This is a genomic window from Gymnodinialimonas ceratoperidinii, assembly GCF_019297855.1.
Classification (GTDB): domain Bacteria; phylum Pseudomonadota; class Alphaproteobacteria; order Rhodobacterales; family Rhodobacteraceae; genus Gymnodinialimonas; species Gymnodinialimonas ceratoperidinii.
Genome location: NZ_CP079194.1, coordinates 805171 through 827227, shown reverse-complemented (window position 1 = coordinate 827227; position 22057 = coordinate 805171). Strand labels below are relative to the sequence as shown.

Annotated in this window: 18 protein-coding genes; 12 read left to right on the top strand and 6 right to left on the bottom strand. The window is 66.3% G+C overall.

Features of this window, described 5'->3' with window-relative positions; translation table 11 throughout:
- Positions 1 to 123: 123 nt before the first annotated feature.
- The 4 genes from KYE46_RS04035 to KYE46_RS04020 all read left to right on the top strand — a co-directional run bounded on the left by KYE46_RS04035 (position 124) and on the right by KYE46_RS04020 (position 5367).
- A complete protein-coding gene (locus tag KYE46_RS04035) occupies positions 124 to 1692 on the top strand; it encodes an ABC transporter substrate-binding protein (RefSeq protein ID WP_219003640.1) in 1569 nt (522 codons plus the stop codon).
- 122 nt (positions 1693 to 1814) lie between these two features.
- On the top strand, positions 1815 to 2771 hold the full coding sequence (locus KYE46_RS04030) for an ABC transporter permease (protein ID WP_219003638.1): 957 nt from the start codon (positions 1815 to 1817) through the stop codon (positions 2769 to 2771).
- 12 nt (positions 2772 to 2783) lie between these two features.
- On the top strand, positions 2784 to 3707 hold the full coding sequence (locus KYE46_RS04025) for an ABC transporter permease (protein WP_219003637.1): 924 nt from the start codon (positions 2784 to 2786) through the stop codon (positions 3705 to 3707).
- A 4-nt stretch (positions 3708 to 3711) separates the two neighbouring features.
- A complete protein-coding gene (locus tag KYE46_RS04020) occupies positions 3712 to 5367 on the top strand; it encodes an ABC transporter ATP-binding protein (RefSeq protein ID WP_219003635.1) in 1656 nt (551 codons plus the stop codon).
- Positions 5368 to 5391: 24 nt separating this feature from the next.
- Here KYE46_RS04020 and KYE46_RS04015 read toward each other — a convergent pair whose 3' ends face one another.
- Positions 5392 to 6975, bottom strand: a complete 1584-nt coding sequence (locus tag KYE46_RS04015) for a 5-guanidino-2-oxopentanoate decarboxylase (RefSeq protein ID WP_219003634.1) — start codon at positions 6973 to 6975, stop codon at positions 5392 to 5394.
- Positions 6972 to 7919: a GlxA family transcriptional regulator gene (locus KYE46_RS04010; RefSeq protein WP_247716906.1), complete on the bottom strand. Its 948-nt coding sequence runs from the start codon at positions 7917 to 7919 to the stop codon at positions 6972 to 6974. Before KYE46_RS04010 ends, KYE46_RS04015 begins: the two co-directional genes overlap by 4 nt.
- Positions 7920 to 8007: 88 nt before the next feature.
- Between KYE46_RS04010 and KYE46_RS04005 the strand changes: the two genes are divergently transcribed.
- The 8 genes from KYE46_RS04005 to KYE46_RS03970 all read left to right on the top strand — a co-directional run bounded on the left by KYE46_RS04005 (position 8008) and on the right by KYE46_RS03970 (position 17682).
- A complete protein-coding gene (locus KYE46_RS04005; protein WP_219003630.1) occupies positions 8008 to 9168 on the top strand; it encodes an acyl-CoA dehydrogenase family protein in 1161 nt (386 codons plus the stop codon).
- 73 nt (positions 9169 to 9241) lie between these two features.
- Positions 9242 to 11284 carry an acetate--CoA ligase family protein gene (locus KYE46_RS04000; protein ID WP_219003629.1) on the top strand — a complete coding sequence of 681 codons (2043 nt, stop codon included), beginning with the start codon at positions 9242 to 9244 and terminating at the stop codon, positions 11282 to 11284.
- Positions 11281 to 12066 (top strand): carnitinyl-CoA dehydratase, encoded by a 786-nt coding sequence (locus KYE46_RS03995; RefSeq protein WP_219003627.1) that lies wholly within the window; start codon positions 11281 to 11283, stop codon positions 12064 to 12066. The genes KYE46_RS04000 and KYE46_RS03995 overlap by 4 nt, the downstream gene beginning before the upstream one ends.
- A 71-nt stretch (positions 12067 to 12137) precedes the next feature.
- The gene (gene bcoG, locus KYE46_RS03990; protein ID WP_219003625.1) at positions 12138 to 13049 is read left to right on the top strand and encodes a 3-dehydrocarnitine:acetyl-CoA trimethylamine transferase BcoG; all 912 of its coding nucleotides are present in this window, start codon (positions 12138 to 12140) and stop codon (positions 13047 to 13049) included.
- A complete protein-coding gene (locus tag KYE46_RS03985) occupies positions 13046 to 13585 on the top strand; it encodes a lipocalin family protein (RefSeq protein ID WP_219003622.1) in 540 nt (179 codons plus the stop codon). Before bcoG ends, KYE46_RS03985 begins: the two co-directional genes overlap by 4 nt.
- On the top strand, positions 13582 to 14982 hold the full coding sequence (locus KYE46_RS03980; protein WP_219003620.1) for a carnitine 3-dehydrogenase: 1401 nt from the start codon (positions 13582 to 13584) through the stop codon (positions 14980 to 14982). The genes KYE46_RS03985 and KYE46_RS03980 overlap by 4 nt, the downstream gene beginning before the upstream one ends.
- A 196-nt stretch (positions 14983 to 15178) precedes the next feature.
- Positions 15179 to 16183: a type I glyceraldehyde-3-phosphate dehydrogenase gene (locus KYE46_RS03975; protein WP_219003618.1), complete on the top strand. Its 1005-nt coding sequence runs from the start codon at positions 15179 to 15181 to the stop codon at positions 16181 to 16183.
- A 50-nt stretch (positions 16184 to 16233) separates the two neighbouring features.
- Positions 16234 to 17682: an NAD-dependent succinate-semialdehyde dehydrogenase gene (locus KYE46_RS03970; RefSeq protein ID WP_283095207.1), complete on the top strand. Its 1449-nt coding sequence runs from the start codon at positions 16234 to 16236 to the stop codon at positions 17680 to 17682.
- A 102-nt stretch (positions 17683 to 17784) separates the two neighbouring features.
- On the opposite strand, the gene KYE46_RS03965 is transcribed toward KYE46_RS03970, so the two are convergent.
- From KYE46_RS03965 to KYE46_RS03950, 4 genes are read right to left on the bottom strand one after another with little or no spacing between them, the layout of a single operon-like run.
- Positions 17785 to 19680 carry a beta-galactosidase gene (locus tag KYE46_RS03965; protein WP_247716905.1) on the bottom strand — a complete coding sequence of 632 codons (1896 nt, stop codon included), beginning with the start codon at positions 19678 to 19680 and terminating at the stop codon, positions 17785 to 17787.
- Positions 19677 to 20528: an SMP-30/gluconolactonase/LRE family protein gene (locus KYE46_RS03960; protein WP_219003616.1), complete on the bottom strand. Its 852-nt coding sequence runs from the start codon at positions 20526 to 20528 to the stop codon at positions 19677 to 19679. Before KYE46_RS03960 ends, KYE46_RS03965 begins: the two co-directional genes overlap by 4 nt.
- Complete coding sequence (locus tag KYE46_RS03955) at positions 20525 to 21142, bottom strand: 2-dehydro-3-deoxy-6-phosphogalactonate aldolase (protein WP_219003614.1); 618 nt, start codon at positions 21140 to 21142, stop codon at positions 20525 to 20527. The genes KYE46_RS03960 and KYE46_RS03955 overlap by 4 nt, the downstream gene beginning before the upstream one ends.
- Positions 21142 to 22053, bottom strand: a complete 912-nt coding sequence (locus tag KYE46_RS03950; RefSeq protein WP_219003613.1) for a 2-dehydro-3-deoxygalactonokinase — start codon at positions 22051 to 22053, stop codon at positions 21142 to 21144. Before KYE46_RS03950 ends, KYE46_RS03955 begins: the two co-directional genes overlap by 1 nt.
- Positions 22054 to 22057 lie beyond the last annotated feature (4 nt).

Here is a 22057-nt window from a genome sequence, read left to right as displayed (position 1 = left end):
GCCCTCCTGACAAACTTGCCTAGCCGGTTGCATCTAGAGCTTGAAACGCAGACTATCGCGGGCAGAATGACCTGACAAACAGGCCGGGCAAACCGGTCAGAAGTCACAACAGTGGAGACATCAATGACCAAGTTCAACCGACCCGGTGGCGTGAGCCGTCGGACCATGCTTCAAGGCACCGCTGCCGTTGGCACCGCCGCCCTCATCACGCCTTGGGGCACGCCGCTCCGCGCGCAACCGGTCCGGGGCGGTACGCTGCGTATCGGTATGGCCCATGGCTCCACCACCGACTCGCTCGATCCCGGCACATGGGAAAACGACTTCACCATCCTGCAGGGCCACACCCGCAACAACTACCTGACCGAGATCGCCGCCGATGGCACCCTCGTGCCCGAGCTGGCAGAGAGCTGGGAAGCCTCGGCCGACGCGAAGACCTGGACGTTCCGCCTGCGCGAGAACGTGGCCTTCCACTCCGGTCACATCATGACCGCCGAGGATGTCATCGCCTCGATCAACTATCACCGCGGCGAGGATTCGACCTCGGCGGCGGCCCCCATCGTGGCGCCGATCACCGACATCACCGCCGATGGCATGACCGTGGTCTTCACGCTGGAATCCGGCAACGCCGACTTCCCCTTCGTGGTCTCCGACTACCACCTGCCGATCCTGCCCGCCGTGAACGACGGGGCGATCGATCCGATGACAACGGACGGTTGCGGGCCCTACGTGCTCAACGATCTCGAGTTCGGCGTCTCGGCCAGCTACACGCGCCACGACGGCTACTGGAAGACCGACCGCGCGCATTTCGACGCGATCGAGCAGATCGTGATCCACGACAACGCCGCGCGCCAGAACGCGCTGATCTCGGGCGAGGTGGACTACATCGACACCGCGGACCTGAACACGGTGCACCTGCTGGAACGCGCGCCGGGCATCCAGATCCTCTCGGTCGCGGGCACGCAGCACTACGGCCTGCCGATGGACACCCGTGCGGAGCCGTTCAACAACAATGACGTGCGCATGGCGCTGAAGTTCGCCATCGACCGGCAGCAGCTGGTAGACACGATCCTCAACGGCTACGGCGAGATCGGCAACGACCACCCGATTGGCTCGGGCCAGCAGTTCTACAACGCCGAGCTGGAACAGCACAGCTACGACCCCGACCGCGCGCGCTTCCACCTGCGTGAGGCCGGCATGGAGAACCTCGACGTGCAGATCCACCTCGCGGACGCGGCCTTTGCCGGTGCGCTGGATGCGGGCGTCCTGTTCGCGGAATCCGCGGCGGCGGCGGGCATCAACCTTGAAGTGGTGCGCGAGCCCGACGATGGCTACTGGTCCAACGTCTGGATGCAGAAGCCCTTCGCCGGCACCTACTGGAGTGGCCGTCCGACGGAAGACCTCATGTTCTCCACCGCCTACTCCGAAGGTGCGGCATGGAACGAGACCTATTGGTCGCACGAGCGGTTCAACGAGCTGCTGGTTCAGGCCCGCTCCGAGCTGGATCAGGACCTGCGCCGCGAGATGTACTACGAGATGCAGGACATCTGTGCCAACCAGGGCGGTGCGCTCATCCCGATGTTCGCCTCCTACGTGGGCGCGCATACCGAGGCGCTGGCGCGACCGGACGAAATTGCCGCCAACTGGCGCAACGATGGCCAGCGCATCGCAGAACGCTGGTCCTTCGCTTCCTGAGCCAAATTCCCCCCCGGCCAGCCATCTGGCCGGGGGTTTCCATTTCATCTGCACTCACGTCCGTTCCGACCGGAACCAAAAACAGCAAGAATCCGGGCAAATGCCCGCCCTGAAGGGACCCCATGTCACATATCTCGACGATGATTTTGCAGCGTCTGGCCCTTGGCCTCGTCACGTTGTTCGTCGTGTCATTGATCATCTTCCTCGGCACCGAGCTTCTGCCCGGCGACTTCGCGCAAGAGATCCTTGGCCAATCCGCCACCCCCGAAACCGTCGCCGCGCTGCGCAATCAACTGGGCCTCAACGACCCGATGCTGGTGCGCTATGCCAACTGGCTCGGCGACGTGGTCCGGGGTGATCTGGGCCAGAGCCTTGCCAACGGGCAATCCGTATCCGAGCTGATCGGCCGCCGCCTGAGCTGGACGCTCTCGCTGGCGCTTTACGCGGCCATCATCGCGGTGCCGCTGTCGCTGATCCTCGGCATCCTCGCGGCGCTGTTCCGCAACTCCTTCTTCGATCGTTTCGCCAATGCCTCGGCACTGACCTCGATCTCCTTTCCCGAATTCTTCGTCGCCTACATCCTGATCTTCTATCTCGCAGGCGCGGGCGGGCCGTTCCCCTCCATGTCGTCAATGCGCGGCGAAGTCAGCTGGGGCGAGTACCTGCACCGGGCGTTCCTGCCAGCCCTGACGCTCACCCTCGTGGTCACCGCGCACATGATGCGCATGACGCGGGCCGCGATCATCAACCTGCTCGCCAGCCCCTATATCGAGATGGCGCGGCTCAAGGGCATGTCGCCGATGCGGGTGATCGTGAAACACGCGCTGCCCAACGCGCTGGCCCCGATCATCAACGTGATCGCGCTGAACCTCGCCTACCTGATCACCGGCGTGGTCGTGGTCGAGGTGGTCTTCGTCTACCCCGGCCTCGGGCAGCTCATGGTAGACAGCGTGTCCGCGCGGGACATGCCGGTGGTGCAAGGCATCGCACTGATCTTCGCCGCAGCCTACGTGCTGCTGAACCTCACCGCGGATGTGTTGGCGACCTTGTCCAACCCCCGCCTCGTGCACCGTCGCTGAGGGGGCTGAGACATGGCATTATTCATTGGTCTTCTCTGGCTGGCCCTCGCCATCGCGGTCGCGATGGGCGCCGGGTTGGTATTCCGCCAAGGCGCTGTCGCCGTCGCCCCCCGAGGCGTGGCGAAAGAGCTGCGCACCGCGCCCATGACGGCGAGCTTCGGCATGATGATCATCGTGATCTACATCATCGTCGCCGTCTTCGCGCCGCTGATCGCTCCGTTTGGCGAGACCGAAATCGTCGGCCGCGAATATGAGCCCTGGAGCGAGGTGAATCTTCTGGGCACCGACAATCTCGGGCGCGACATGCTCTCGCGGATGATCTACGCCGCGCGCAACACCGTGGGCATCGCCTTCCTGACCACCGCGCTCGCCTTCATCATCGGCTCGGTCCTTGGCCTTCTGGCGGCAATCATGGGCGGCTGGCTGGACCAGATCCTGTCGCGCACCGTGGACGTGCTGATGGCGATCCCGGCGCTGATCTTCGCGCTGCTCCTGCTGACCATCGTTGGCACCTCCATCGTCAACATGATCATCATCATCGCCCTGATCGACAGCACCCGCGTGTTCCGCCTAGCGCGCGCGGTGGCGATGAACATCGTGGTGATGGACTACGTCGAGGCTGCCAAGCTGCGTGGCGAAAGCCTGTGGCGGCTGATCACCCGCGAGATCCTGCCAAACGCCATGGCGCCGCTGGTGGCAGAGTTCGGGCTGCGGTTCTGCTTCGTCTTCCTGATGATCTCGGCGCTCTCTTTCCTCGGCCTGGGCATGCCGCCTTCCACAGCGGACTGGGGCTCGATGGTGAAGGATAACGCGACGCTGATCACCTTTGGAGACATCACGCCGCTTCTGCCCGCCGGCGCCATCGCGCTGTTGACGGTGAGCGTCAACTTCGTGGTCGACTGGCAGCTCCACCGCGCCTCCGGCTTGAAGGAATAACGACATGACCGAGAAAGAAATCCTTCTGACGATGAAAGACCTGCGCATCGAAGGCCGCGCCGATGAGGAGTGGCTGGAGATCGTCAAGGGCGTGGACCTGACGCTGCACCGGGGCGAAGTTCTGGGCCTGATCGGCGAGTCCGGCGCGGGCAAATCCACCATCGGCCTCGCCGCCATGGGGTTCGCGCGCGACGGCTGCCGGATCTCGGGCGGCGAAATCATGTTCGACGGCATCGACCTGCGTAACGCATCGGAGGCCGAGCGCCGAAACCTGCGCGGCAAGCGGATCGCCTATGTGGCGCAATCGGCGGCGGCGAGTTTCAACCCGGCGCATCGGCTGATCGACCAGTATTGCGAGGGCCCGGTCGAGCATGGCGTCATGGGCCGGCGCGAGGCGGCTTCGGACGCGACGGTGCTCTACGAGAAGATGCATCTGCCCGAGCCCGGCACCATCGGCTTCCGCTATCCCCATCAGGTCTCGGGCGGGCAGTTGCAGCGCGCGATGACCGCCATGGCGATGTCCTGCCGCCCTGACCTGATCATCTTCGACGAGCCGACCACGGCGCTCGACGTCACCACCCAGATCGAGGTTCTGGCCTCGATCCGGGACATCGTCGAGCAGTTCAACACGGCGGCGATCTACATCACCCATGACCTCGCCGTGGTGGCGCAGATGGCGGATCGCATCAAGGTTCTGCTGAAGGGGGAAGAGGTCGAGGAAGCCGAGACTGGACGGATGCTCACCGCTCCGACGGAAGAATATACCAAGTCGCTCTGGGCCGTGCGCAGCCATGCGCGGGTCGAACAACCCCCTGCCCCGGCCGACGCCGTGCCCGTGGTCTCCGTCCGACATGTCACCGCCGGCTATGGCACGCTGAACGTGCTCGAGGACGTCTCCTTCGACATCCACGCCAAACGCACCGTCGCGGTTGTGGGTGAATCGGGGTCGGGCAAATCGACGGCCGCGCGGGTGATCACCGGGCTGCTCCCGCCGCGCGCCGGTGAGGTGCTGTTCAACGGCACGCCGCTGCCGCTCGACTACCGCAAACGGACGAAGGACCAGCTGCGTCAGGCGCAGATGATCTACCAGATGGCCGACACGGCGCTGAACCCGAAACAGAAACTGCGCGAGCTGATCGGGCGTCCGGCGCAGATGTACCTCGGCCTGCAGGGCCGTGCGTTGGAAGAACGCGTGCGCAACCTATTGTCGCTGATCGAATTGGAGCCCGACGATTATATCGACCGCCTCCCGTCCGAGCTTTCGGGAGGTCAGAAGCAGCGCATCGGCATCGCCCGCGCGCTTGCCGCCGAGCCGCAGTTCATCATCTGCGACGAGGTCACGAGCGCGCTGGATCAGCTTGTGGCCGAGGGCATCCTGAAGCTCCTCGACAAGCTGCAGACCGAGTTTGACCTCGCCTATATGTTCATCACCCATGACCTCGCGACGGTGAAAGCGATCGCCGATGAGGTCGTGGTGATGCGGCAGGGCGTTGTCGTCGAACAAGGCCCAAAGCAGGAGATGTTCCAGCCGCCGCATGATCCCTACACGGAATTGCTGCTCTCCTCGGTGCCGGAGATGGACCCGGATTGGCTCACCAAACTGCTGCAGGAGCGCGCCGAAGGCGGCGCGGGCGCGGGTGTGGAAGCCGCGGGCAACTGACAGGAGCCCGCGCAAGGCCGCGCCCTACGGGACGATCATCTCGATCAGGTAGGACTTGCCCGTGGCGGCAGCGCGGGCAAGCGCGTCGGCAAGGCCCGCCTCTCCCTCGATCCGCTCCGCCGCCATGCCATAGGCGCGGGCCACCGCGACGAAATCCGGTGCCGAGGGCTTTACCCCTTCCGGCACGATCTGGTTGTCGACCATGTAGCGCTCGATCTCCTGATAGCCGTGGTTGTTCCACACCACGAAGATCACCGGCGTTTCCTCGTCAACCGCCGTACCCAGCTCGGACAGGCAGAATTGCAGACCGCCGTCGCCAGTGATGCAAACGGTCGGCGTGGCGGCCCCGCCCAGCGCCGCCCCGATCGCGGCCGAAGGGCCATAACCCAAGGCGCCATATCCCGTCGCCGCGTTGAACCAACCGCGGGGCTGGCTGATGTCGGCGTACATGTTGCCCGCATAGATCACCTGCGTGCTGTCGCCCACGATCCGGCTGTCGGGCAGCGCCTTCGTAATGGTGTCGATGACGTCGATATGGCTGAGATATTCCGCCGACAGCTCCGCCAGAGCATCCTTCCGCGCCGTTTCCGCCAACCACGCGCCCGCGGCCTCTGACGCGCGCGGGGTGACCGCTTCAACCAGCGCCGAGACGGCCGCGTGGGCGTCGGAGACGATAGCGAGGTCCGGCAGGCGACCGCGGGTGATCTGGACGGCATCGCAATCCACGCGGATCAGGTCGGAGAGGGCCGGAGCCTTGCCATCTTCATACATGTCATAATCGGTGCGCCCGAATTGCGTGCCAATGGCGAGCACGGCGTCGGCCTCGGCCATCAATTGCCGCACGGAGGGCAGAGACGGGCTGGCGGGAATGCAAAGCGGGTGGCCGCCCAGAACGCCCCGCGCGTTGGTTGTGGTCACGACGGGCGCGTCGAGCGCCTCTGCCAGTGACCGGATCGCCTCCGCCGCGCCCACCGCGCCGCCCCCTGCAAGGATCATCGGGCGTTTTGCTGCGCTCAGCCGGGCGGCCGCGTCAGAGATCTCGCCCGCGTCCGGGCTCCGACGCGTCTCGACCGCCGCGCGCTCAGGCGGCGTCTCGATCTGTTGCTTCATCACGTCGAGCGGCACCTCGATATGGACGGGGCCGGGGCGACCCGTCGTCATCGCCGCGAAGGCTCGGTCCACGACCCGCTCGAGGTCTTCGCCCCTGTGCAGCGTCTGCGACAGAACCGCGACCTGCGCCATCATCGCTTGCTGGTCGGGAAGTTCGTGGAGGAACCCTTCCTCCTGTCCGAATGTCTCGGCGCGATTGACGCCGGAGATCACCAGCATCGGGATGCTGTCGGCGCGGGCCTGCGCCATCGGCGTGATCGCGTTCGTGACGCCGGGACCGGTGATCAACAGGCAGACGCCGGGCTTGCCGGTGGCGCGGGCGTAGCCGTCGGCCATGAAGCCCGCGCTCTGCTCGTGGCGCGGAGTGATATGGCGAATGGGCGACCCGTCGAGCCCGCGATACATCTCGACCGTGTGCACGCCGGGAATGCCGAAGATGGTGTCGACGCCGCGCCGCTCCAACAGGGTGATCAACACCTCACCTACCGTACGTTTCATCGCCCCTCCGATCTGCGCCCGGTCTGTGCCGAGCCTTCTGTCTTCACCGCCGCCCGCGCGGCCGATGGTGTGATCCCGAATTCCGCCTTGAAGGCGCGTGTCATAGCCGTCGCATCGCGGTAGCCCGAGCGCAAGGCCACCTCTGCCACGCTGTCGCGGGTCTGCTCCAGCCGCCGCCGCGCCTCGGCCAATCGGATGCTGCGATAAAGCGCGCCGGGTGACAGGCCGGCGTGGTCGCGAAACGCCAGCTCCAGCGCACGGCGGGTGAGGTGCAGCTTGGCGGCGAGCGCGTCGATCTGCAGGGGGTCTTCCACATGGCGCCGCATGAGGGCCGCCGCCGCCTTGACCGTCCGATGGGAGGGAAACAGGCGATCCGGCGGGACGGAAGGCGCCCTCTCGCCATACATGAACAGCGCCGCCACCTCGAGCGAGAGCGCCGCGCCGTGACGCCGCTCGATCAACTCCAGCATCAGTTCCAGCGTCGTCGTCGCGCCCCCGCAACTGACGCGGTCCCCGTCGATCACGAAGCGGTCCTCGGTGAAATCGACCTCCGGAAACGTCTCGGCCGCCTGCGGCAGCGTATCCCAATGGCAGGTCGCGCGCCGTCCGTCCAAAAGGCCCGCGGCGGCCAGCAGATAGGCACCGGTGTCGAGGCCCACGAGCGTCTCGAACCGTTTCGACGCCGCCCGCAAGGCACGCGCGGTCGCAGGCGTCGCCAGAGCCTCGAAGCCGTAGCTTGGCATCGCGAAGAGATAGGCACCCGACAGCAGCGAGGACAGCGGCGTCGCCTGCACCGGCAGGCCGCTGGACGAGTGGATCGGTGCCTCGGTCAGCGACAGGAAACTCCATTGGTAGAGCTCGCGCCGCGCCAAGGTATTGGCCGCGCGCAGAGGCTCCACCGCATTGGCGAGACAGAGGTTCGAGAACCCGTCAAACAGAAGCATGGAATACGTATCCGGCATGGTTTCGTCGCATACAGCAAGATTGACGGTATGACGAGCGTTATCCTCGGCGCAACTGAAAGGACACGCCATGGATTTCGGCCTCAGCCCAGAACAAGAGATGATCGTCTCCACCGTCCGCAGCTTCGTGGAGAAGGAGATCTACCCCCACGAGGCCGAGGTGGAGCGCAACGCCCATGTGCCGCTGGAGCTTGGTCAGGAGATCAAGCAGAAGGTCATCGACCTCGGGTTCTACGCCTGCAACTTTCCCGAAAGCGTCGGCGGCGCGGGGCTGTCTCACCTCGATTTCACGCTGGTGGAGCGTGAGTTGGGGCGCGGGTCGATGGCGTTGACGCATTTCTTCGGCCGCCCGCAGAACATCCTGATGGCCTGCGAAGGGGAGCAGGTTGAGAAGTACCTCCTGCCCGCCGTGCGGGGCGAGCGGATGGACGCGCTGGCGATGACCGAGCCGGATGCGGGCTCGGACGTGCGCGGCATGAAATGCAGCGCGGTGCGCGACGGTGGTGATTGGGTCGTCAACGGCTCCAAACATTTCATCTCGGGCGCGGAGCACGCGGATTTCTTCATCGTCTTCGTTGCCACCGGCGTGGACGAGACCCCGCGCGGACCGAAGAAACGGATCACCTGTTTCCTCGTGGATCGCGGGCATCCGGGGTTCGAGGTCCGCGACGGCTACAATTCCGTCAGCCACAAGGGTTACAAGAACTGCATCCTGAGCTTCGACGATTGCCGCCTGCCCGACGCGCAGGTTCTGGGCGAGGTCGACGGCGGCTTCGCGGTGATGAACGAATGGCTCTACGCCACCCGCCTGACGGTTACCGCTTTCAGCGTCGGCCGCGCCCGGCGCTGCTTCGACATGGCGCTGGAATATGCGGCGGAGCGCAAGCAGTTCGGCCAGCCGATCGCGAAATTCCAGGGCGTCAGCTTCCAGGTCGCGGACATGATCACCGAGATCGACGCCGCCGATTTCCTGACCCTTGCCGGCGCCTGGCGGCTGGACCAGAACCTGCCGGCGAACCGCGAGATCGCCTCGGCCAAGGTCTACGCGACCGAGATGCTCGCGCGGGTGACGGACACCACGCTGCAAATCTTTGGCGGCATGGGGTTGATGGATGACTTCCCCATCGAGCGGTTCTGGCGCGATGCGAGGGTCGAGCGGATCTGGGACGGCACCAGCGAAATTCAGCGGCACATCATCAGCCGCGACCTTTTCCGTCCGTTGGGCGCGTGAGGATGCTTTCGCTTTGCTTCACAAAGCGACCGCGCGGGGGTTCCCCCCGCACCCCCACCGTATTTGTGAAAAGATGAAGGAGGGGCGTTCCTTGGATCGGTTGCTGCGACCCGGATCGATCGCCGTGATCGGCGGTGGCGCATGGTGCGAGAGCGTCATCCGTGAGTGCCGCAAGATCGGCTTTGAGGGGGAAATCTGGCCTGTGCACCCGACGAAGCCGGCGGTAGCCGGCGTGGATGCTTTCGCCTCGGTTGCCGAACTGCCCGGGGCGCCTGATGCTGCCTTCGTTGGCGTCAATCGTCATGCCACCGTCGAGGTCATTGCGGCGCTCGCGTCTCGTGGCGCGGGCGGGGCGATCTGTTTTGCCTCGGGCTTCAGCGAAGCGGTGGAAGAACTGGCCGGTGCCGATGATCTGCAGGCGTCCTTGCTGGATGCGGCGGGTGACATGCCGATCCTGGGGCCGAACTGCTACGGTTTGGTCAATGCTCTCGACGGTGTGGCGCTATGGCCGGATCATCATGGCACGCTGCCGGTCGCGCGTGGCGTCGCGCTGGTGACGCAATCGTCGAATATCGCGATCAACCTGACCATGCAGACCCGTGGCCTGCCTCTGGCCTATGTGGTCACCGCGGGAAATCAGGCGCAGACGGACCTGGCCCAGATCGGCATGGCGCTGCTGGATGATCCGCGCGTCACGGCGCTTGGACTGCATATCGAGGGTATTCGGGACATCCGGGCCTTGGAGGCTCTCGCAGAGAAGGCGCGGGCGATGGGCAAGCCTGTGGTGGCGCTGAAGGTGGGCGCCTCGGACCAGGCCCAGGCGGCGACGGTTTCGCACACGGCCTCCCTCGCGGGGAGCGATGCCGGAGCGCGCGCCTTGCTGGCGCGGCTTGGGATCGGCCAGGTCAGTGGCCTGCCTGCCTTGTTGGAGGTTCTGAAGCTGCTGCATGTCACCGGGCCGTTGCCGTCCAACAGGATCGCGTCCATGTCGTGCTCTGGTGGTGAGGCCTGTCTCATGGCTGACACGGCGATGGCGCATGATGTCGTCTATCCAGGCCTCTCGGAATCGCAGCGAACCGCCCTGCGCGCGGCGCTCGGACCCAAGGTGGCCCTGGCCAACCCGTTGGATTACCACACCTATATCTGGGCGGACCGCGCAGCCATGGCGGCTTGTTTCACCGCCATGATGGACGAGAGCCTGGCGCTCGGGCTCGTGGTGCTCGATTTTCCGCGACCGGACCGGTGCCCTGCGCCGGATTGGGACCTTGTCATCGACGCGATCTCCGACGCGCAGGCGGCCTCGGGGCGGCCCATCGCGGTGCTCTCAAGCCTGCCGGACACGATGCCCGAGGCAACGGCGCGGGCGCTCATCGACCGTGGGATCGTGCCGCTCTCTGGCTTCACGGACGCATTGGAGGCGGTCGCCGTTGCGGCGAGACTGCACGCGCGCACCGCGCATGATCCGGTGCTGCTGCCGGGGCCGGAAGGGGCAACCGACGTGCTTGGCGAGGCAGATGGCAAGGCATGCCTCGCCGCACATGGGGTCGAGATCCCGCAGGCTCGCTTGGTCGAGACGCCGGAAGACGCCGAAGCGGCCGCCGCCTCGATCGGCGGCAGCATCGCCCTCAAGGGTGTCGGCTTCGCGCATAAGACGGAAGCGGGCGCCGTGCGCCTGAACCTGAGCGCCGAAACAATCGGGGATGCGGCGCGTGCCATGGGCGCCGGCTCATTTCTTGTAGAAGAAATGATCGACGGGCCGGCGATCGAATTGCTGATCGGCGTCACCCGCGATCCCGCCCACGGCTTCGTCCTGACCCTTGGCGCCGGCGGCACCCTGACCGAGATCCTTGACGACACGACACATCTGTTGTTGCCCTGCACCGAAGACGACATCAGCGTCGCCCTGTCGCGCCTGCGCCTCGCGCCGCGGCTGGCGGGGTATCGTGCCGCGCCGCCCGCCGATGTGGCGGCGATTGTCCGCGCAGTCCTTGCCGTGCAGGACTACGTCATAGCCGAGGCGGCGGATACCTTCGAGGTGGAGATCAACCCGCTGCTTTGCACACCCAACCGCGCCGTCGCCGTCGATGCGCTTATCCGAAAAAGGGAGACACCATGACCGATACGCCGATCAAGACCGCCCGCCGCGGCCATATCCTCGAGGTCACGCTGGATCGTGGCAAAGCCAATGCGATCGATTTGCAGACCAGCCGGCTCATGGGTGAGGTGTTTACGGACTTCCGCGATGATCCCGACTTGCGCGTCGCCATCGTCACCGGCGCGGGCGAGAAGTTCTTCTGCCCCGGTTGGGACCTGAAGGCCGCCGCCGATGGCGATGCCGTGGATGGCGACTACGGCGTCGGCGGTTTCGGCGGGCTGCAGGAATTGCGCGGGCTCAACAAGCCGGTGATCGCGGCGATCAACGGGATCTGCTGTGGCGGCGGGTTGGAACTGGCCTTGGGTGCCGACATCATCATGGCCGCCGAGCACGCGACCTTTGCCTTGCCGGAAATCCGCTCAGGGACGGTGGCGGATGCCGCCTCGATCAAGCTGCCCAAGCGCATCCCCTATCACATCGCCATGGAGATGCTGTTCACCGGGCGCTGGCTCGATGCAGAAGAGGCGGCCCGGTGGGGCCTGATCAACCGGATCGTTCCGGCCGAGGACCTCATGGATCAGGCCCGCGAGATGGCCGAGCTTCTCGCGAGCGGGCCGCCGCTGGTCTATGCCGCGATCAAGGAAGTCGTGCGCGAGGCCGAGGACATGAAGTTTCAGGACGCGCTCAACAAGATCACCAAGAGCCAGTTTGAAACCGTCGAGAAGCTCTATCGCTCTGAGGATCAGCTAGAAGGCGCGCGTGCTTTTGCCGAGAAACGCGATCCGGTCTGGAAGGGCCGCTAACCCATTTACGAATGATCATTCACGGGACCGCGGATCCGCAGGGAAACGCGGCTGTGACAGAAGGAAACAACATGCCACTGACCATGAACAAAGACGTCTTCATCACCTGCGCCGTGACCGGCTCGGGCTCGACCCAGGACCGCAGCCCCCACGTGCCGCGCTCGCCGCAGCAGATCGCCGAGAGCGCCATCGACGCGGCAAAGGCTGGCGCGGCCGTGGTCCATTGCCACGTGCGCGATCCCGAAAGCGGCACGCCCTCGCGCGACCTCGCCTATTACCGCGAGGTGACGGAGCGCATTCGCGACGCTGACGTCGATGTGGTCCTGAACCTCACCGCCGGCATGGGCGGCGACATCACCTTCGGCTCCACCGAGGCGCCCTTCCCGGTCAACGAGGCGGGCACCGACATGGTGGGCGCGGCCGAGCGCGTGGCCCACATCGCCGACTGCTTGCCCGAGATCTGCACGCTCGACTGTGGCACGATGAACTTCGCCGAGGCCGACTATGTGATGACCAACACCCCCGGCATGTTGCGGGCCATGGGGCAGATGATGACCGATCTCGGCGTGAAGCCCGAGATCGAGGCTTTCGACACCGGCCACCTGTGGTTTGCCAAGGAGTTGGTGAAGGAGGGCGTGCTCGACAGCCCGGCGCTGGTGCAGCTTTGCATGGGCGTGCCATGGGGCGCGCCGGACGATCTGAACACCTTCATGGCGATGGTGAACAACGTGCCCGATGACTGGACCTTCTCGGCCTTCGCGCTCGGGCGCAACCAGATGGCCTATGTCGCGGCCTCGGTGCTGGCAGGCGGCAACGTCCGCGTCGGGCTGGAGGATAACCTCTGGCTGGAGAAGGGCGTGCTGGCGACCAACGCGCAGCTGGTGGAGCGTGCCGTGGGCATCATCGAGGGGATGGGGGCAAAGATCATCGGACCGGATCAAGTCCGCGAGAACCTTGGCCTGACGAAACAGGCGCCGCGATGAGGCTTCCGCTTTACGGGCTGCTCCCGGCGCTGTTCGCTATCGCGTCCTGCGGGGCTGTCATCGGGCCGAGTTACCGCGATGACAGCGTGACGATCGCCTCCTCGGCCAGTTTCGATGCGTCCCGCTATGTCGGGCGCTGGTACGAGGTGGCGCGCTATCCGAACCCGTTTCAGGCCGATTGCCCCGGTGCCATCGCCGACTACGCCCTGACCGAAACGCCGGGCGTGCTGAGCGTGACGAATACCTGCCTCGATGCTGCGGGCCGCGCGGTCGACACGATCTCCGGCACCGCCACGGACGAGGGGCTTGGCCGCCTCTCGGTCCGGCTGGAGGGCGTGCCGGTGGCAGCGCCCTACTGGGTGCTCTGGGTCGACGAAGGCTACCGCACCGCCGTGGTTGGCGCCCCCAATGGCCGGGTCGGCTGGATCCTGAACCGCGAGCCGGAGATCCCTTCCGACCGTCTCGCCGCGGCACGCGAAGTGCTTGATTTCAACGGCTATGACCTGGCCCCTCTGACGCGGAGTGTGACCCCATGAAAGCAGCAATCATCGGCGGTGGCGTCATCGGCGGCGGATGGGCCGCGCGGTTTCTCCTGAATGGATGGGACGTGGTGATCCACGACCCCGACCCGGAGGCCGAGCGCAAGATCGGCGAGGTGCTGGAAAACGCCCGCCGCGCCCTGCCCTCGCTCTACGATACTGCTTTGCCGTCCGAGGGCAGCCTGCGCTTCGCCAAGGATCTCGCCGAGGCCTGCTCCGACGCCGATTGGGTGCAGGAGAGCGTGCCCGAGCGGCTCGACATCAAGCACCCGATCCTCGCGCAGATCACCGAGCTTGCGCCCGAACACGCGGTCATCGGCTCCTCCACCAGCGGCTTCAAGCCCTCGGAGCTGACCGCGAAGGGCGCCCGCGTGATCGTCGCGCATCCGTTCAACCCGGTCTACCTGCTGCCGCTGATCGAGCTGGTGGGCGACGCCGACCACTGCGCCCGCGCGGCGACGGTGCTCGAGACCGTGGGGATGTATCCGCTTCACGTCCGCAAGGAAATCGACGCTCACATCGCCGACCGTTTCCTCGAAGCCGTCTGGCGCGAGGCGCTCTGGCTGGTGAAGGACGGCATCGCCACGACGGAGGAGATCGACGAGGCGATCCGCATGGGCTTCGGCTTGCGGTGGGCGCAGATGGGCCTGTTCGAGACCTACCGCGTCGCCGGGGGCGAGGCGGGCATGAAGCATTTCATGGCGCAGTTTGGCCCCTGCCTGTCCTGGCCCTGGACCAAGCTGATGGACGTGCCAGAGTTCACCGAGGAACTGGTCGACCTGATCGCCGGCCAATCCGACGCGCAATCGGGCCACATGAGCATCCGCGAGTTGGAACGCCTGCGCGACGACAACCTCGTGGGCATCATGCGCGCGCTGAAGCATTCCGGCTCCGGCGCGGGCGGCGTGGTCGCGCGCCATGAAGCGGCACTGCCACGGGCCGAGGCCCCGGTGACGCTCGACCGGCAGGTGCCGCAGGCCTGGACTGACTACAACGGCCACATGAACGAGACCCACTACCTCGAAGCGGGCTCGAAGGCCTCGGACCGGTTCATGGAGATGGTGGGCGCCGATGCGGACTACATCGCCTCGGGGCTGAGCTATTTCACGGTGGAAAACCACGTCCGCTACCTCGACGAGGTGCACGCGGGCGACCGGCTGCGCGCCGAGACGCGGATGCTGGACGGTGCGGGCAAGAAGCTGCACCTCTTCCACACGCTCTATCGCGGTGACGGCACGGCTGCGGCGACGGTGGAAAGCCTGCTGCTGCACGTCGACCTCACCACCCGCAAGACCTGCCTTCCCGGCCCGGCGGTGGCCGAGGCGCTGGCGAAACTTGCCGAAGCGCAGGCCGATCTCCCGACCCCGGAAGGCGCGGGCAAGGTCGGACGCTAACGGGTTTTTGCCCTGTCGGAGGAGGCCGTCCGTGGCCTCCTCCACGCGACAGGAAGGCGAGGGAGGGGGGCCGATGCCCGCCCACCGCCATCACCAAGCTTGCTGTATCCAATGACAAAATTGGATGACGCCACGGCGTGGCCTCCCTTGCACCTTCCGCGAGCGCCGTGCATCACTCGGCCCATAGGAGGAACCGATGACCATCCGAGTGGCGATTAACGGGTTTGGCCGGATTGGACGATCCGTCCTGCGGGCATGGATCCTGGGTGGTGGACGTCTTGGACCCAACTGGCCTGACGTTGAAATCGTCGCGGTGAATGACATCGCCCCGCCCGAGACCTGCGCCTACCTCTTCGAGTTCGACAGCGTGTTCGGCGCCTTTCCGGGGGATGTCCTCGTCGAGGACGGCGACCTCGTCGTGAACGGTCGCCACATCCGTCTGACCCAGGAATGCAACACCGGCGCGCTCGACCTTTCGGATATCGACATCCTGATGGAATGCACCGGGCGCGGCACCCGCGACGTGGCCGAGGCCGCGCTGGCGGCCGGTGCGGGCCGGGTCCTGATCTCGGGCCCCGCGCCCGAGCCGGACCTGACGGTGGTTCTCGGCGCCAACCACGAGGCGCTTTCGCCCGAGCATCGGATCGTCTCCAACGCCTCCTGCACGACCAATGCCGTCGCGCCATTGGTGCGGCTGATCGACGAGGCCTGGGGCCTCGACAGCGCGCTGATGACCACGGTGCATTGCTATACCGGCAGCCAGCCCACCGTGGACATGCCGATGCGCGACCCCGCCCGTTCGCGCGCCGCGGCCCTGTCGATGGTGCCGACCACGACCTCGGCCGAGCAGCTCGTCGACGTGGTGCTGCCGCATCTGGCCGGACGGATCACCGGATCGGCGGTCCGCGTGCCCGCGGCCTCGGTCTCTTGCGTCGATCTGGCGGTGATGACGCGCGAGATGCCAAGCGCCGAGACCGCCCGCGCTCTCTTGCAAGAGAAGACCAACGGGATACTTGGATATACCGACAAGCCCCTCGTCAGTTCAGACCTGCGGGCACGCCCCGAGTCGCTGATCGTAGCGGGGCCGGAGATCAAGCGGTCGAAAGGCGGCATGCTGCGCGTCTTTGGATGGTACGATAACGAATGGGGGTTCTCCTGCCGGATGCTGGATGTCGCCTCGGCGATGGGACCCCGCCCTTAGAAATTTTTCGCGAGTGCAGGGCTGCACCGCGCACAACGAAGGAGAAGCAGATGGCCGATTGGATAGCATGGATGAAAGAGGCGGCCTTCGTGGACGGCGCCTGGATCGGCGCGGACAGCGGCGAGACCATCGACGTGACGAACCCGGCGACCGGCGAGGTGATCGGCACTGTTCCGAACTGCGGCACTGCCGAGACCGAACGCGCCATCGCCGCTGCCCAGGCCGCTTTCGGCGAGTTGGCCGCGATGTCACTGATGGACCGCGTCGGGCTGCTGTGGAAGCTCCATGACGCGCTGATGGACAACCAGGATGCGCTCGGCGAGCTGCTGACTGTCGAGATGGGCAAACCGCTCGCAGAGGCCAAGGGCGAGGTCGCCATCGGCGCGCAATACGTGCGCTGGTTTGCTGAGGAGGCGCGCCGCGCCAAGGGCGAGATCGTGCCCGCCGGCACCAACGGCCGCCGCATCCTCGTGACCAAGCATCCTGTGGGCGTTGTGGGCATGATCACGCCGTGGAACTTCCCCTCCTCGATGCTGGCACGCAAGGTCGCCCCGGCGCTGGCGGTGGGCTGCCCGGTTGTGGCCAAGCCGGCGACGGCCACGCCCTACTCGGGTCTCGCCTGGGCCGCGCTGGCCGAGGAAGTGGGCTATCCGGCGGGCGCGGTGAACGTGCTGACCGGCTCGGCCCGGAAGATCGCGGGCGCGATGATGGAGGCGCCCGAGGTGCGCAAGATCACCTTCACCGGCTCCACCGAGGTCGGCAAGGAGCTGATCCGCCAGTCCGCCGACACGGTGAAGAAAGTCTCGATGGAACTGGGCGGCAACGCGCCCTTCATCGTCTTCGACGACGCCGACATCGACGCCGCCGTGGAGGGCGCCATGGTCTCGAAGTTCCGCAACTCGGGCCAGACCTGCGTCTGCGCCAACCGGATTTACGTTCAGGCCGGCATCCACGACGCCTTCGTCGAGAAGCTGGTCGCGAAGACCCGCGAGATGAAGGTTGGCGACGGTCGCGAGGAAGGCGTGGTGCAAGGCCCGCTGATCGACGGCGACGCGGTGGAGAAGGTGCAGGAACTGCTCGACGACGCGAAGTCCAAGGGCGGCAACGTCGCTTGCGGCGGGGCGCCCCACGAGTTGGGCGGCAGCTTCTTCGAGCCGACGGTGATCACGGGGGCCACGCAGGAGATGGCCTTCGCGCAGGAAGAGATCTTCGGCCCGCTGGCGCCGGTGTTCAAGTTCGAGACCGAGGAAGAGGCCATCGAGATGGCCAATGACACGGTCTTCGGCCTCGCCAGCTACGCCTATACCTCAGACCTCGGCCGCGCCTTCCGCCTGAACGAGGGGCTGAAATACGGGATGATCGGCATCAACTCGGGCCTGATCACCACGGTCGAGGCGCCCTTCGGCGGCGTCAAGGAAAGCGGCCTCGGCAAGGAGGGCGGCAGCCAGGGCTTGGAGGATTACCTGGAGACGAAATACGTCTGCATCGACGGGATCTGATCCCGCTGGTTTCGCCCGGGCTTCGCCGGGGCGACCAACCGGGGGGCTTTGCCCCCCGGACCCCCCAGAGTTGTACGGCCAAGATGAAGACGCGCCGCGCGCTCAGGTCCAGATGACGCCGGCGGGCGGGATCGTTTGGCCATTGAAGGTGACGGGCTCGGGGCCGTGGTTGAAGACGAAACGGGTGTTGCCCGTGTCCCGGATGCGGATGTCTTGTGGCAGCACTTGCGGCGCAAGGCCCGCGGCTTCAGCTCTTTGAGCCAGGATGCGTTGCAGGAGGGTCGGGTCAGGCCAGCCTGCGAGATAGAAGAGGTTGCGGGCGCCGACGAGGATGGCGGCGCCGTCCTCGGTTTCTTCGATCATCTGTTCGGTGCTGTCCAACTGCTCGAACCAGAGTTTCACCGCACCGCCGCCCTCGGCCGGGATCGGCATGTCGGGGCGCAGGGTCTCGACCCGCGAGATGGTGACGTCGAGGCCTTCGATGGCCGGGGGAAGCGGCACCGGGGTCGAGAGGTGCTCGGTCTTGGCATTGGTCCGCGGGCCGAGGATCACCTGAGCCGACGTCTCTGAAATCGCCTTGAGGAGCGGCTCGGAGAGGGTGAGCGCGCCCGGGGCCAGCACCAGCGCGTAGCCTGCGAGCGTTTCGGTATCCGGCGGGATGATGTCGACGGAGAGGCCGAGCTTGCGCAGGCCGCGGTAGACCTCGAACACCAGCCGGAAATAGTCGCAGCCCGCGCCCTGGGGCTGCACCGACCAGCCCCAGGCGCTGGCGTAGTCGAAGACCAGGGCGACGGGCGCTTGGGTGTGTTCCACGTCGGGCATCTGCTTCAATTCGGCGGCGACGCGAGCGGCCTCGGCGAAGCCCTCGGCCTCGGCGCTGTCGGGGCGCAGGAGGCCCGCGTGGTATTGCTCTTGCGCGAAGGGGGCCTGGCGCCAGCGGAAGTAGGCGACGCATTCGGCGCCGTGGGCGAAGGCCTCCCATGTCCAGAAGCGCACCATGCCGGGGAGCGGCGCGGGGTTATGGGGTGCCCAGTTCACCGGACCGGGTTGTTGTTCCATCACCCACCAGCGGCCCCGGCCCACGGCGCGGTAGAGGTCGTGGTGGAAGGCCTGGAAATCCGGGTCACCCTGGCGCGCGTAGCGGCGCTTGTGCTCGGGCGAGGCTTCCAGCCGGTCCTCGAGAAAGCCCAGGGGGTAGCTGTCCCAGGTGGCGATTTCCATCTGGCGGCCGGTGGCGAAATGGTCGAACTCGACGATGCGGCCCATGTAGTTGTGGCTGATCGGCGCGTCGGAATGCTGCCGGATCGTGGCCACCTGCGCTTCGTTGAAGCGGGCGACCTGGTCGGAGGAGAAGCGCCGGAAGTCCAGCGCGTGGGCCGGGTTGGGTTCGGTCACCGTGAGGTTGGGCAGGTCGATATCGTCGAAGCTGTCGTAGTCCATCGACCAGAAGATATTGCCCCAGGCGCGGTTCAGTGCCTCGGTGGACTGGTATTTCTGCGCCAGCCAGTCGCGGAAGGCCGCTCGCGCGGGGTCGGAGTAGCTGTAGATCGTGTCGTGGCAGCCGTATTCGTTGTCGGTCTGCCAAGCCTCCACCTTGCGGCCGAAGCGCTCGGCGAGCAGGCGGGTGATGCGCACCGCCTCGGCCCGGTAGCCGTCGTGGGAGAAGCAATAATGCCGGCGCGAACCGAACTTGCGCGGGTTGCCCTGGGCGTCGACGGCGAGCATGTCGGGGTGCTTGTTCAGCATCCACCGCGGCGGCGTGGCCGTGGGCGTTCCGAGGACAACCTTGAGGCCCGCGTCATGGAGCACATCGATCGCGCGCTCCAGCCAATCGAATTGCAAATTGCCGGGGGAAGGTTCCAACCGGCTCCAGGCGAATTCGCCGATGCGGACCCAGGTGAGGCCCAGGTCAGCCATCCGGGCGGCGTCCTCTGCCCAGGTCTCTTCCGGCCAATGCTCGGGGTAGTAGCAGGTGCCAAGGGTCCGCTGCAGGGTCATAGCGAGACTTGCGGTTCGGGTAGCCCCTCGACAGAGACGGCAACGCGGAGGGTTTTGCCCGAATGCGGCGCGGTGTCGAACGCGTCATCCGGCAACCCCTGCAGGGCACTCGTAACGTAGAGGTAACCATCGGCGATGGCCGGGCAGGTCGGCTGCGGCACCGGTAGCGTGATTTCTTCTACAAGATCACCGGCCGAGCTATAGCAGGCCACGCGGGAGGCGCCCCATTCGGCGCACCAGAAGTTGCCCTCCGCGTCCAGCACAGCGCCGTCCGGGTTCAGCCCGGCTTCGCGGTGGTCGAGAAAGACTTCCGGCTCCGCCGCCGGCCAGCCGTCCGCATCCAAGCGGTAGCGCCAGACGGTGCTTTCGGCTGTATCCGCGAAATAGGCGTTTTTGCCGTCAGCAGTGAAACACGTGGCGTTGGGGATGGTCACATCAGCCCGGATGCAGCGCAGCTCACCGCGATAACAGCGATAGAGCGCCCCTGCCCCGGCCTCGGCGTTGCGACCCATGGTGCCGATCCAGAAACCACCCTGACGGTCGGCGCGGCCATCGTTGCTGCGCGTGGCCGGGTTGTTGTCTTCCAGCGGGGTCACGCGCGTCTCGGTGCCCGTTGTCAGGTCGAAGGTGAACAGGTCCACGTCCGAGGCGATCAGAAGCCGGTCGCGATCGATCCATCCTGCGGCGGATACCGGCCTATTGAAGCGCCATTCCTGCGGCCCCGCGTCCGTGCGTGTCATCAGCTTCTGGCCGATGATGTCGAACCAGAAGAGCTGCCGCCGCTCCGGGTGCCAGAGCGGCCCTTCGCCGAGGATGCAGGCGCGGTCGTCGAAAACGTCGACCGTCATACGAGCGGCCCCTTGGTGGCGGTGTCATAGGCCTCGACCATGGCGCGGGCGCGGGCGGCGACCTCGTCCACCGTAAGGCCGGGTTTGTAGAGGGCGGAGCCGATGCCGAAGCCGTCAGCGCTGGCCTTGATCCATTGGCCGAAGTTCTCGGGCCCCACGCCGCCGACGGCAAAGACCTGCGTGCCCTCGGGCAGGATCGCGCGGATGGCGCGCAGCCCCTCGGGGCCGAGCAGCGAGGCGGGGAAGATCTTCAGCCCATTGGCCCCGGCCTGCAGCGCGGCGAAGCATTCGGTGGGGGTCATCACGCCGGGAAAGCTCTGCAGACCCAGACGCTTGGTCTCCCGGATTACCTCGGCGTCCGCGTTGGGAGAGACGATCAGCTTGCCGCCGGCTTCGGCCACGGCATTCACATCCTCCGGGGTCAGGACCGTGCCCGCGCCGATCAGGGCATTCTCGCCGCAGGCCTTGGCCATGGCGCGGATGCTCTCCAGCGGGTCCGGCGAGTTCAGCGGCACTTCGATCCGGTCGATACCTGCATCAATCAGCGCCTCGGCCATGGGGACGGCCTCGGGCGGCGTGAGACCGCGCAGGATCGCGATAAGGGGACGAGACATCAGGCGGACTCCGTCAAGGCTGCGTGCAACCGGGCAAGGCCGGTGCGGGTGAGAGGGGCAGCATCGAAGCTGCGCGCTTCCACGCCCTGGCTCCGCAACGCGGCCTCATAGGCCGCGGTAAGCGCGGGGCTGCCGGCCAGCGCCACCTCCTGCCCCAACCAATAGGGCTTGGTGGAGGCCAGTTCCGCGCCGATCAGATACCCCGAAAGCCGCGCCCGCGCCGTGGCGGGATCGAGCGCGTTCAGAACGTTTTCGCCGCGCAGGTTGAACAGCCGCTGTGACAGTTTCTCGGGCCGCGAGATGGTGTCTGAGACGGCCTCGACAAAGGCGTCCGGGTCGTCCCCCTGCGCGGCAATGGAATGGCGCAGGACAGACTGCTCGGCGAGGAGTTGGAACATCTCGCCGGTCATGCAGGTCTGGAAGCTGACGACCTCTTCAGCCGAGATGCGGACCCACTTGGCATGGGTGCCGGGCAGGCAGAGGACGCCGTCGAAATCCTTGTTCTCGGCCAGAAAACCGGCGATCTGGGTTTCCTCGCCCCGCATCACGTCGGCGGGATCGGCCTGTTTGAGGCCGGGGACGATCATCAGGTTCAGCCGCTTGTCATCCGTCGGCGCCTGCACGGGTTGCAACTCGCCGGGCTTGGCGGGAACGGCGACGTAGGGCGCCTCGAACCAGCCCTGTCGCGCACCGATCATGCCGCAGGCCACGACCGGGGTCGCAGCCGCCCCCAACCATGGTTCGATCAGGCGCAACAAGGCGGGCTCGAATGCTTCGCGGGTCAGGCTGGCCATGCCGTCTTCGCTGAACGCCTCGGCCTTGACCGTGTCGCCGGACATGGCCCAGGCGCGCAGGTGCGTGGTGCCCCAGTCGACGGCGATCCATTCCGCATATGTCGTGTTGCTGCTCATGCCT